The organism is Caulobacter sp. Root487D2Y (genome assembly GCF_001427165.1).
Taxonomy (GTDB): domain Bacteria; phylum Pseudomonadota; class Alphaproteobacteria; order Caulobacterales; family Caulobacteraceae; genus Caulobacter.
This window is the reverse complement of record NZ_LMFD01000010.1, coordinates 1,005,899-1,016,259: the sequence shown is the minus strand read 5'-3', so window position 1 is coordinate 1,016,259 and position 10,361 is coordinate 1,005,899. Positions and strand designations below refer to the sequence as shown.

Below are 10,361 nucleotides of genomic sequence, written 5' to 3'. Positions count from 1 at the left end.
CCGCGCCGCCGACAGAGCTTCCCGCTCGATCGCCCCCCGCCGCCGCATCGGTCGCTGGCCATGCGCCCTTTCCCGCGTCGAGGTGAGACAAGGATACGGGCGGTTTGGAGGGTGAGGACCAAATCGGGTCGAGAAAGTTCAGGGCGTTGAAATCGCTGAATTTCATCCGCTATCGGCCGAGCGTAAGTACTCGAAACCCTCTCCCAGAGGGAGAGGGCGGGGCCCGCCGCGCAGCGGTGGGAGGGTGACGGGGTTCTGAGTTCGACGGCGCGCCGGCAGGGCGCCAAGGAAAGCGACGCGTGAAACCGGATACGGTGTCACCCCTCACCCTCCCACGCCTGCGGCGCGGGTCCCTCCCTCTCCCCTCCGGGAGAGGGTGAAGAGAGGCGCGCCCTGCTACCGCCCCTCGACCCAAAGGCTCAGCGGCTGCTTCTCCTCGCGGCGCACCAGGATGGCGTAGCCGATCGCGAACACCACGATCCCGATGATCAGGCCGCCCCAGAAGCCGGCGGGGCTGGCGAACCACAGGGTCAGGGTCGAGATGGTGGTGGCCAGGCCCAGCATGCACCATCGCAGGAGGATGCTGAATCCGTGATAGGTCTGCTCATGGGCGAGCAGTTCGGGTTTTCCGGTGTCGTTGAAATCGGCGTCCATGCGTCACCTCCGCTATCGTTGAGGCTCGACCCGGACCGTCGTACGCGGCCTCGGGCCGAACACTGGGAACACCCTAAGCCCGTTCCCGGTTTCGCGCGAGCGGATGGTTGTGATGAGCCAGGGCGTCGCCATATCCGCCAGATGGAAGCTCTCAAGGCCACGCTTGTCCTGATCGCCTTCGGGGCAGGGGTGATCCTGCTCTGCGTCTGGGCCATCCTGGCCCTGCGCCGCTCCAAGCGGTCGCTGGCGCCGGTGGCGGGCATGCTGATGCTGCTGGGCGCCTTCTTCACCGCCGATCCGCCGCCGCCGCCGAAATCGGAGTCGATCGCGCGGGACGAGGCCGACGAGGACGCCGCGGGCGATCCGGACAAGGTGGACGGGGCGTAGCGATATCGGCTTCGGAAGCGAAAACCTCGTCGAAGGACGAGCTCAGGATGAGGTTTTCTACTGCCGAGGCCTGCACAATGGTCCTCATCCTGAGCTTGTCGAAGGACGAGGATCACGCACCGCGTTGAATACCAGCCTAAGCGCCCGCCAGCCGCGCCAGCACCACCCGCATCAGCGGAGCCAGCACGATGTCGCCCGGCGCGGCCGGGTCGATCCAGGCCAGTTCCTCGATCTCGGCGCGGGCGGCGATCTGGCCTTCGACGCTCGCCAGATAGGTCGCCGAACGGACGGTGAAACCAGGCTCGTTGGCGGCTGGGGCCTCGAAGGCGCCCAGCAGGGTCGCGCCGACCAATCGGCAGCCGATCTCCTCGTCCAGCTCGCGGGCCAGGGCGGTCAGGTCGTCCTCGCCGGGCTCGCGCTTGCCGCCCGGCTTCATGAAGATCGCGGTGCCGCGCTTGCGCACCACCAGCATGCGGCCGGCCTCGTCGCGGATCACGGCGGTGACGATGTCGATGGCGCGGCTCATGGCGTGGCCTGGCCCGGATCGTCGCGACGTTCCTGCAGCCGCCAACGCAAGTCCATCGCGCCGAGTTCAAGCAGGCGTGTGTGGAGCCCGCGCTCGACGACCTTCATCATCTCGAGCTTCGGCCGCCAAGCGGCTTCCCGCATGCCGGCGTCCGGGACCTGCACCTGAAGGGCCCAGAGGCGGTCCGGGTTTGGGCCGCCAGGGAAAACGCCGACGTTCACCTCGTAGCCGCCGAACAGCGAGGCGTCGAACGCGATCGAGAACATCGACATGTCCTCGTCGCCGAACGGGTCCGCGATCTGGGCGCTGGGGAAGGCGAGGCCCTGGTGGATACGCTCGGCGAAATCCCGCACCGATCGCACATGGGCCCGGGGCCCGGCGGCCGGATCGGCGAAGCGGAAGCTCGCGAAGTGATCGATCGAGGCCTTCCAGCGCAGCGCCATGCCTTAGGCCAGCCGCTCCGCCGCCCACGGCGCGAAATAGCTGATGATCCCGGCCGCGCCGGCCCGCTTGAAGGCGGTCAGGCTTTCCAGGATGGCGCGGTCCTTGTCGATCCAGCCGTTCTGGGCCGCGGCCATGATCATCGCGTACTCGCCCGACACCTGGAAGGCGTAGGTGGGCATGCGGAACTCGTCGACCAGGCGGCGCAGGATGTCCAGATAGGGCATGCCCGGCTTGACCATGATCATGTCGGCGCCCTCGGCGATGTCGAGCGCGACCTCGCGGATGGCCTCCTCGGTGTTGGCCGGGTCCATCTGGTAGGTCTTCTTGTCCCCTTGGCCGGCCGACAGTTTCGCCGAGCCGATCGCGTCGCGGTACGGGCCGTAGAAGGCCGAGGCGTATTTGGCCGCGTAGGACATGATCATGGTGTCCTGGAAGTTCGCGCCCTCCAGGGCGGCGCGCAGGCGTCCGACCCGGCCGTCCATCATGTCGGACGGGGCCAGGATGTCGGCGCCGGCCTGCGCCTGCATCAGGCCCTGTTCGATCAGGCGCTCGATGGTCGGGTCGTTGAGGATCTTGCCGCCCTCGACCACGCCGTCGTGGCCGTGGTCGGTGAACGGGTCCAGGGCCACGTCGCACATGATCCCGACCTCGGGGGCGGCGTCCTTCATGGCCTTGACGGCCCGGGGGATCACGCCGTCGGGGTCCGAGGCGATCGACCCGGCGGCGTCCTTCCGCGACCCGTCGATGTGCGGGAAGATGGCGATGGCGGGAATGCCCAGGTCGCGGGCCCGCACGGCGGCCTTGGCGGCGTCCTTGACGCTGAGGCGCTCGACGCCCGGCATCGAGGCGACCGGGATCGTCCCTTCGCCCTCGTGCACCACCATCGACCAGATCAGGTCGGACGGCTCCAGCGTGGTTTCGCGCACCAGGCGGCGGGTCCAGTCGGCCTGGCGCAGGCGGCGCAGGCGCGTGGCGGGGTAGGGGGCGAGCGGAGGCGTGGTCATGACCAACGGTTTCGCGCGGGAGGCCGCGCGAGGCAAGGCGATTGGTTGCTTAAGGGCGCTTGCCGGACGCCACGGTCTGGCCAATGCTCGTCCTCGGCTGACAGGATTTGAGCGGGGCGGTGCGATGAAACGGCTTGTGATGGCGATCGTGGCTTTGCTGACCTCCCTGTTCGCGACCGGCGCCGAGGCGCGGCAGGCGCCGCCGCCCAGCTATTACGACGCCAAGGCGCCCGACGCCTGGTCGGGCGGCGTCAAGATGATCGACATCGACACGCCGTCGGGCAAGTTCCGCGTCTGGACCAAGCGGGTCGGCTCGAACCCCAAGCTGAAGGTGCTGCTGCTGCACGGCGGCCCGGGCGCCACCCACGACTATTTCGAGCCCTTCGACAGCTACTTTCCGGCCCAGGGCATCGAGTACATCTACTATGACCAACTGGGCTCCGGCCGCTCGGACAAGCCGACCGACACCAAGCTGTGGACCATCGAGCGCTTCGTCGACGAGGTGGAGCAGGTGCGCAAGGCGCTGGACCTGAACGCCGGCGACTTCTGCGTGCTGGGCCACAGCTGGGGCGGCGTGCTGGCGATCGAATACGCCCTGAAATATCAGGCCAACCTGAAGTGCGTCGTGATCTCGAACATGATGGCCTCGATCCCGGCCTATAACGACTACGCCAACAAGGTCCTGATGCCCGAAATGGACCCGGCGCAGCTGGCCAAGGTCAAGGCGCTGGAGGCGGCGGGCAAGACGTCGGACCCGGACTACATGGGCGCGCTGATCCCGATGCACTACGAGAAGCATATCCTGCGTCGGCCGGCCGATCAGTGGCCCGAGCCGGTGACCCATGCGTTCTCGCAGATGAACGGCGAGCTCTACACCCTGATGCAGGGGCCCAGCGAACTGGGCGCCAGCGGCCTGCTGGCCGACTGGGACCGCTTCGCCGACCTCAAGCGCATCACCGTTCCGACCCTGGTGATCGGCGCCCGGTACGACACCATGGACCCGGCCTATATGGAGAAGATGTCCAAGGAACTGCCCAAGGGCCGGTACCTCTACATGGCTAACGGCAGCCACATGTCGATGTACGACGACCAGGCGAACTACTTCGCCGGCCTCACCGCGTTCCTGAAGGGGCTGGACTAGAGCAGGATCAGGGCGCGTAGGAGGCGTTGTCGACGCGGGCCTGCTGGACGCCGTCGATGCGGCGCCAGACCTGCGCCTTGCAGACCAGGCCGCCCAGGACGCAGCCCTTGGCCTTCATGGTGCGGGCGTCGATGAACTCGGCGGTGCCGACCAGGGTGACCTTCAGGGTCGGAACGAAGACCTTGCCGCGCATGGCGCCGTTCTTGGTGGGCTCGAAATCGCGCAGCAGCTGCTGGCCGACCAGGGTGGTCAGGCCGCTCTTGCGCGCGTCGGCTTCGGCCTTGGGGCTGGCATAGACCACGGTGCCGCAGGTGCTGCGCCCGCAGTCCTTGATCGCGACCCGGACGTTGTCCTTGGGACCGGTCCACACGCCAAGGTCGGCCGCTTGGACCGACGACACGCTGAACAGCGCCGCGAGGGCGGCGAAAACGGCAGTGAACTTACGCATGACAGACAGACGACGCCTCCGATAACCGCGATTTATACGGAGGACGCGGCGGTTCAAGGGCGCTGCGACATTTGGCTCCCGCTTTTCTCGCACTGCGGCATTCAAAGTCGGCGAGTGGGATATGATTGACACAGTCGTCGGCGCGCGGCACGTCAGCGGCCAAGAAGGCGAGGGGTTCACTCTGCCCCGCTTGGGAGGATATCGCGCATGGATTTCGCGCTCAACGACGATCAACGCGCTATTCAGGACATGGCCTCCGGCTTCGCGGCGGAACGCCTTGCCCCGCATTCCGCCGAGTGGGACGAAAAGAAGCACTTCCCGGTTGATGTGCTGCGCGAGGCTGCGTCCCTGGGTTTCGCCGGCATCTACGTCCAGGACGACGTCGGCGGCAGCGGGCTGTCGCGCCTGGACGCCTCGATCATCTTCGAAGCCCTCAGCTACGGCGACGTGCCGACCGCGGCCTATCTGACCATCCACAACATGGCCTCGTGGATGATCGACCGGTTCGGCTCGGACGACCTGCGCCGGCGCTACCTGCCGCGCCTGACCACCATGGAGCTGATCGCCAGCTACTGCCTGACCGAGCCGGGCTCGGGCTCGGACGCCGCGGCCCTGCGCACGACCGCGCGGCTGGACGGCGACCACTACGTGCTGAACGGCGGCAAGGCCTTCATCTCGGGCGGCGGAGTCTCGGACGTCTATGTGGTGATGGCCCGCACCGGCGCCGACGGCGCCAAGGGCGTCTCGGCCTTCGTGGTCGAGAAGGGGACGCCGGGCCTCAGCTTCGGGGCCAACGAGCGCAAGATGGGCTGGAATTCGCAGCCGACGGCGGCGGTGAACTTCGACGACTGCCGCGTGCCGGTCGCCAACCGGATCGGCCAGGAAGGCGAGGGCTTCCGCTTCGCCATGATGGGCCTGGACGGCGGGCGGCTGAACATCGCCTCGTGCTCGCTGGGCGGGGCGGCGTTCGCGCTGGACACCGCCAAGGCCTATCTCGAGAGCCGCAAGCAGTTCGGCAAGCCGCTGAAGGACTTCCAGGCCCTGCAGTTCAAGCTGGCCGACATGGCCACCGAGCTGGAGGCCGCCCGCCTGATGGTGCGCCGCGCCGCCCATGCGCTGGACAACAAGGACCCGCAGGCCACCAAGCTGTGCGCGATGGCCAAGCGCTTCGCGACCGACGCCGGCTTCCAGGTGGCCAACGACGCCCTGCAGCTGCACGGCGGCTACGGCTACCTCCAGGACTACCCGCTGGAGCGCATCGTCCGCGACCTGCGGGTGCATCAGATCCTGGAGGGCACCAACGAGATCATGCGGGTGATCATCGCGCGCGAGATGTTCCGGCAGTAAATTTTCCGCGTGACGGCAATCGGGGCTTAACCTTAATCCCCCCAGACTTGGATCGCCGTAGTTGGTGCTTTTAGGACGTGTCTCATGATCCGCGCGCCGTTTGTCGATCAAGGGAGCGTCGATCAGGGCGGCGCCGGGATCACGCTTGCCGACGAAGAGCCGATCGTCGACGTCAGCACCTTCTTCCAGGTCTCTCAGGACCTGCTGGTCATCCGCGACCTCGACGGGCAGGTGCTCAAGGCCAGCCCGTCCTGGTTCACCCATCTGGGACACCGTCCGGAGGAGATGGAGGGCCAGCCGCTGCTGAGGCTGGTTCATCCCGAGGATCTGCCCGGCACCTTGGTCAGCGTCGACGAAGTGAAGGGGCGCAAGATCGGCGATCCGGTCCTGGGGTTCATCAACCGCTATCGCCACAAGGACGGCGGCTATCGGACGCTCGAATGGCGGGCCCAACGATCCGGCGACCGCATCTACGGCGTGGCCCGGGACGTGACCGACCGGGTCGCGGCCGAACGCGAACTGATCGAGGCCAAGGCGCTGGCGGAAGCGGCCAGCCGCGCCAAGTCCGAATTCCTGGCCAATATGAGCCACGAGATCCGCACGCCCCTCAACGGGGTCATCGGCATCATCGACGCCCTGTCGCGCACGGCCTTGAGCGCCGAACAGGCCGAAATGATCTCGCTGGTCCGCGACTCCGGCGTCACGCTGGAGCGGCTGGTGTCGGATTTCCTGGACGTGTCCAAGATCGAGGCCGGCCAGCTGCATCTCGAGACCCGGACGTTCGACCTGGACGAGGCGCTTCGCCCCTGCATCGAGGTCATGCGCTATCGGGCCCAGGACAAGGGGCTGGCCTTCGACGTCGTGCGCGACGCCGACGCGCGGGGCCGTTTCCTCGGGGACGCCACGCGCATCGGCCAGATCGTCGGCAACCTGATCTCCAACGCCGTGAAGTTCACGGAGAAGGGCGGGGTCACGCTTCGCGTGGGCCTGGACGAGACGCATCTGACCCTGGCGGTCGAAGATACGGGAATCGGCTTCGACGCCGAGCACGCCGCGCGCCTGTTCAACCGCTTCAGCCAGGCGGACGAAACCATCAGCCGCCGCTTCGGCGGGACGGGCCTGGGTCTGTCGATCTGCCGTTCGCTGGCGCAGATGATGGGCGGCGACATCGCCGCCGCCTCCGAGCCCGGAGTCGGCAGCCGCTTCGTCGTCTCGCTGCCCCTGCCGCGAGCGGAGACCCTGGCGGCCTATGACGCGCGGGCGCCTCAGCCGCCGCCGGTCCCCTGCCGCGTGGATGACCGACCCCTGCGGGTCCTGCTCGCCGAGGATCACCCCACCAACCAGCGCGTGGTCCAGCTCATCCTCGCCAGCCAGGGCGCCCATCTCGTCATGGTCGACGACGGCGCCCAGGCGGTCGCGGCCTATCAGGTGGAGGACTTCGACCTGGTGCTGATGGACATGCAGATGCCCGGCATGGATGGCCTGACCGCGATCCGCGCCATCCGCGCCCTGGAGGCCGCGCGCGGCGCGGCCCCGATCCCCATCGTGATGCTCAGCGCCAACGCCATGACCGAGCACAAGGACGAGGCGTTCGCCGCCGGCGCGGATGTTCACGTCGCCAAGCCCATCACGGCGGCCAGTCTCCTGGAGGGGATGCAGGCGGCCTTGGAGATGTCTGACCGGGCGCTTTAGCTTGACGCAAGGGCGCAGGCGACATCGGGCGCGTTCCGGAATATGTCAGGCGCCTTCGGAGCTTGGAACCGCGCCACGTGATCTATCTCTGCCGCCACGGCCAAACCGCGTTCAATCGCGAACATCGCCTGCAGGGGCGGATGGAGTCGGATCTGACGCCGCTGGGGCGGGCCCAGGCCGGCGCCATGGCCGACCTGCTGCATGACCTGATCGCTCGCGACCAAGTCCAGCCCTGGCGCATCGTCGCCAGCCCGCTGCGGCGGGCGCGGGACACGGCGGGGATCATCGGCGCGAAGCTGGGCCTGCCGGTGGAATTCGACGACCGGCTGATGGAGCTGACGGTCGGTGAATGGGAGGGGCGGCTGCGAGCCGAGGTGGCGCGCGAACATCCCGAGCTGTTCACCGATCGGACCTGGTTCTTCGCCGCGCCGGGCGGCGAGACCTACGACCAGGTGATGGCGCGGGTGTCCGACTGGCTGTCCGAACAGGCCGCCGAACCGGAGCGCCGGCTGATCGTGGTCAGCCACGGCATCGCCGGCCGGCTGCTGCGCGGCGCCTATGCCGGCCTGTCGCCCGCCGAAGTCCTGGAGCTGGACGTGCCGCAGGACGCCCTTTATCGGCTGCACGCCGGCCAGTTGGACCGCTTCGACTGCGAACCGGTCGAAGACCCCGAACACGCCGCTGAACTCGTCAAGGACGCCGTATGACCGACCAACCCGAAGTCCTTGTCCGCGTTCAGAAAAACGTCGGCCGGCTGACCCTGAACCGGCCCCAGGCGCTGCACGCCCTGACGCAGACCATGTGCGAGATCATGATCGCCGCGTTGCTGGACTGGCGGGACGATCCCGAGATCTACCTGGTCATCATCGACCACAGCGGCGAGCGCGGCTTCTGCGCCGGCGGCGACATCCGCATGCTGGCCCACAGCGGGGCGGGCGACGCCAAGGCGGCGCGGGCCTTCTTCCACACCGAATACCAGTTGAACCACCTGCTGTTCACCTACGACACCCCGGTGGTGGCGGTGATGGACGGGGTGGTGATGGGCGGCGGCGTCGGGATCTCGATGCCGGCCCACTTCCGGATCGCCACCGAGCGCACGACCTTCGCCATGCCCGAGACCGGCATCGGTCTGTTCCCCGACGTCGGCGGCGGCTGGTACCTGCCGCGCCTGCCGGGCAAGGCGGGGCTGTGGCTGGCCCTGACCGGGGCGCGGATCAAGGGCGCGGACTGCCTGCGCCTGGGGATCGCCACCCACTTCGTCGAGTTCGGCGCCGTCGAGGGCCTGAAGAAGGCGATCATCGCCGATCCGCGCCGCATCGAGGACACCCTCAAGACGTACCGCGCCGACGCCGGCAAGGCGCCGCTGGTCAGCATCGAGCAGGACCTCAACCGCCTGTTCGTCGGCGAGAGCGTCGAGCAGATCTTCGAGTTCCTGGAGGCCGACAGCAGCGACTGGGGCAAGGCCCAGCTGGCGACGATGAAGACCAAATCGCCCCAGACCCTGAAGGTCGCCTTCCGCCAGCTGGAGGCCGGGGCGGCGATGACCGACTTCGCCGACAACATGGCCATGGAGTACCGGATCGGCTCGCGGGTGGTCCGCCGCCACGACTTCCTCGAGGGCGTGCGCGCCGTGATCATCGACAAGGACAACGCGCCGAATTGGGATCCAGCCAAGCTTGAGGACGTTACCGACGCGATGCTGGACGAGATTTTCGCGCCTCTGCCGGCTGATCAGGAGTGGTCGCCGCTGACGTAGCGTGATTGCTGCGCTAGCTTGCGGGTAACAAGAAGACGCCGTCGGAAGGAATACCCATGCGTAAGCCGCTACTCAGCCTCGTCGCAGTGCTCGCCCTGGCGGGCTGCGCGACGACCCCTATGGGCCCGATGGCGCCGCCGCCGCCTCCGGCCGACGCGCCCGTCGCGGTGCCGGCCAACATCGCCGCGGCCCTGTCCGATCCCAACCGCCCCGCCGCCGACATGGTCCGTGACGACCTGCGCCTGCCGGGCCAGACCCTGTCGTTCGCCGGCGTCAAGCCGGGCGCCAAGGTCGCCGACCTGATCCCCGGCGGCGGCTATTTCACGCGCATCCTGTCCAAATCCGTCGGACCGCGCGGCCACGTCTACGCCTATGTGCCCGACGAACTGACCAAGCTGGCCAAGCGCGAGCCGGCGGTGAAGGCCATCGCCGCCGATCCCGCCTACAAGAACGTGTCGGTGATCCTCAACACCCTGCCCAACTTCAGCGCGCCCGAGAAGCTGGACCTGGTGTTCACCGCCCAGAACTACCACGACATGCACGACAAGTTCATGGGTCCGGCCGACCTGTCGGTGGTCAACCGCCAGATCTTCAGGGCCCTGAAGCCGGGCGGCGTCTATCTGGTGCTCGACCACGCGGCCGAGCCGGGCTCGGGCCTGCGTGACACCGAGACCCTGCACCGCATCGACGCCGAGACGGTCAAGCAGGAGGTGACCGCCGCCGGCTTCATCTTCGAGGGCGAGAGCCGCGTGCTGCGCGACCCGGCCGACAGCCGCAAGCTCAGCGTCTTCGACCCGTCGATCCGCGGCAAGACCGACCAGTTCATCTACAAGTTCCGCAAGCCGGCCGGGGCGCGGTAGGGCGCTTTGCGTCCTTCGAGGCCCGCTGCGCGGGCGCCTCGGGAAGAGGTAGGCTGTTGCTGAATTCCTCATCCCGAGGTGCGCAGCGGAGCGAAGCCTCGA

At 68.0% G+C, this 10,361-nt stretch carries 12 protein-coding genes; 7 read left to right on the top strand and 5 right to left on the bottom strand.

The window, feature by feature from the left end; translation table 11 throughout:
• Positions 1–396 precede the first annotated feature (396 nt).
• Positions 397–654 carry a hypothetical protein gene (locus ASD38_RS14470; protein ID WP_056444803.1) on the bottom strand — a complete coding sequence of 86 codons (258 nt, stop codon included), beginning with the start codon at positions 652–654 and terminating at the stop codon, positions 397–399.
• A gap of 141 nt (positions 655–795) precedes the next feature.
• Here ASD38_RS14470 and ASD38_RS14465 point away from each other — a divergent pair, with 141 nt between their 5' ends.
• A complete protein-coding gene (locus ASD38_RS14465; protein WP_056444800.1) occupies positions 796–1,041 on the top strand; it encodes a LapA family protein in 246 nt (81 codons plus the stop codon).
• A gap of 136 nt (positions 1,042–1,177) precedes the next feature.
• On the opposite strand, the gene ASD38_RS14460 is transcribed toward ASD38_RS14465, so the two are convergent.
• The 3 genes from ASD38_RS14460 to hemB are packed head-to-tail and all read right to left on the bottom strand — an operon-like array spanning position 1,178 to position 3,015.
• The gene (locus ASD38_RS14460) at positions 1,178–1,567 is read right to left on the bottom strand and encodes an NUDIX hydrolase (protein ID WP_056460898.1); all 390 of its coding nucleotides are present in this window, start codon (positions 1,565–1,567) and stop codon (positions 1,178–1,180) included.
• On the bottom strand, positions 1,564–2,010 hold the full coding sequence (locus tag ASD38_RS14455; protein ID WP_056460895.1) for a hypothetical protein: 447 nt from the start codon (positions 2,008–2,010) through the stop codon (positions 1,564–1,566). Before ASD38_RS14455 ends, ASD38_RS14460 begins: the two co-directional genes overlap by 4 nt.
• A gap of 3 nt (positions 2,011–2,013) precedes the next feature.
• On the bottom strand, positions 2,014–3,015 hold the full coding sequence (gene hemB, locus ASD38_RS14450; RefSeq protein ID WP_056460892.1) for a porphobilinogen synthase: 1,002 nt from the start codon (positions 3,013–3,015) through the stop codon (positions 2,014–2,016).
• A 139-nt stretch (positions 3,016–3,154) separates the two neighbouring features.
• Here hemB and ASD38_RS14445 point away from each other — a divergent pair, with 139 nt between their 5' ends.
• Positions 3,155–4,156: a proline iminopeptidase-family hydrolase gene (locus tag ASD38_RS14445; RefSeq protein ID WP_200946009.1), complete on the top strand. Its 1,002-nt coding sequence runs from the start codon at positions 3,155–3,157 to the stop codon at positions 4,154–4,156.
• Between the two features lie 7 nt (positions 4,157–4,163).
• Here the strand turns inward: ASD38_RS14445 and ASD38_RS14440 are convergent, their stop codons facing one another.
• Positions 4,164–4,604: a DUF2147 domain-containing protein gene (locus ASD38_RS14440; protein ID WP_056444784.1), complete on the bottom strand. Its 441-nt coding sequence runs from the start codon at positions 4,602–4,604 to the stop codon at positions 4,164–4,166.
• 207 nt (positions 4,605–4,811) lie between these two features.
• On the opposite strand from ASD38_RS14440, the gene ASD38_RS14435 reads away from it, so the two are divergent.
• The 5 genes from ASD38_RS14435 to ASD38_RS14415 all read left to right on the top strand — a co-directional run bounded on the left by ASD38_RS14435 (position 4,812) and on the right by ASD38_RS14415 (position 10,259).
• Positions 4,812–5,951 carry an isobutyryl-CoA dehydrogenase gene (locus ASD38_RS14435; protein WP_056460885.1) on the top strand — a complete coding sequence of 380 codons (1,140 nt, stop codon included), beginning with the start codon at positions 4,812–4,814 and terminating at the stop codon, positions 5,949–5,951.
• An 84-nt stretch (positions 5,952–6,035) separates the two neighbouring features.
• Complete coding sequence (locus tag ASD38_RS14430; protein ID WP_082560756.1) at positions 6,036–7,643, top strand: PAS domain-containing hybrid sensor histidine kinase/response regulator; 1,608 nt, start codon at positions 6,036–6,038, stop codon at positions 7,641–7,643.
• Between the two features lie 77 nt (positions 7,644–7,720).
• Positions 7,721–8,350, top strand: a complete 630-nt coding sequence (locus tag ASD38_RS14425) for a histidine phosphatase family protein (protein WP_056444778.1) — start codon at positions 7,721–7,723, stop codon at positions 8,348–8,350.
• Entirely contained in the window at positions 8,347–9,399 is a 1,053-nt protein-coding gene (locus tag ASD38_RS14420; RefSeq protein ID WP_056444774.1) for an enoyl-CoA hydratase/isomerase family protein, read from the top strand. Before ASD38_RS14425 ends, ASD38_RS14420 begins: the two co-directional genes overlap by 4 nt.
• A 56-nt stretch (positions 9,400–9,455) precedes the next feature.
• Positions 9,456–10,259, top strand: a complete 804-nt coding sequence (locus ASD38_RS14415) for a class I SAM-dependent methyltransferase (protein ID WP_056444772.1) — start codon at positions 9,456–9,458, stop codon at positions 10,257–10,259.
• The last annotated feature ends 102 nt before the right edge of the window (positions 10,260–10,361 follow it).

Bases quoted from the DNA above. Each gene is read 5' to 3' on its own strand.
- ASD38_RS14440 (WP_056444784.1), bottom strand. From the start codon at position 4,604: ATGCGTAAGTTCACTGCCGTTTTCGCCGCCCTCGCGGCGCTGTTCAGC.
- ASD38_RS14430 (WP_082560756.1), top strand. From the start codon at position 6,036: ATGATCCGCGCGCCGTTTGTCGATCAAGGGAGCGTCGATCAGGGCGGC.
- ASD38_RS14435 (WP_056460885.1), top strand. From the start codon at position 4,812: ATGGATTTCGCGCTCAACGACGATCAACGCGCTATTCAGGACATGGCC.
- ASD38_RS14465 (WP_056444800.1), top strand. From the start codon at position 796: ATGGAAGCTCTCAAGGCCACGCTTGTCCTGATCGCCTTCGGGGCAGGG.
- ASD38_RS14415 (WP_056444772.1), top strand. From the start codon at position 9,456: ATGCGTAAGCCGCTACTCAGCCTCGTCGCAGTGCTCGCCCTGGCGGGC.
- ASD38_RS14445 (WP_200946009.1), top strand. From the start codon at position 3,155: ATGGCGATCGTGGCTTTGCTGACCTCCCTGTTCGCGACCGGCGCCGAG.
- ASD38_RS14420 (WP_056444774.1), top strand. From the start codon at position 8,347: ATGACCGACCAACCCGAAGTCCTTGTCCGCGTTCAGAAAAACGTCGGC.
- ASD38_RS14460 (WP_056460898.1), bottom strand. From the start codon at position 1,567: ATGAGCCGCGCCATCGACATCGTCACCGCCGTGATCCGCGACGAGGCC.
- hemB (WP_056460892.1), bottom strand. From the start codon at position 3,015: ATGACCACGCCTCCGCTCGCCCCCTACCCCGCCACGCGCCTGCGCCGC.
- ASD38_RS14470 (WP_056444803.1), bottom strand. From the start codon at position 654: ATGGACGCCGATTTCAACGACACCGGAAAACCCGAACTGCTCGCCCAT.
- ASD38_RS14455 (WP_056460895.1), bottom strand. From the start codon at position 2,010: ATGGCGCTGCGCTGGAAGGCCTCGATCGATCACTTCGCGAGCTTCCGC.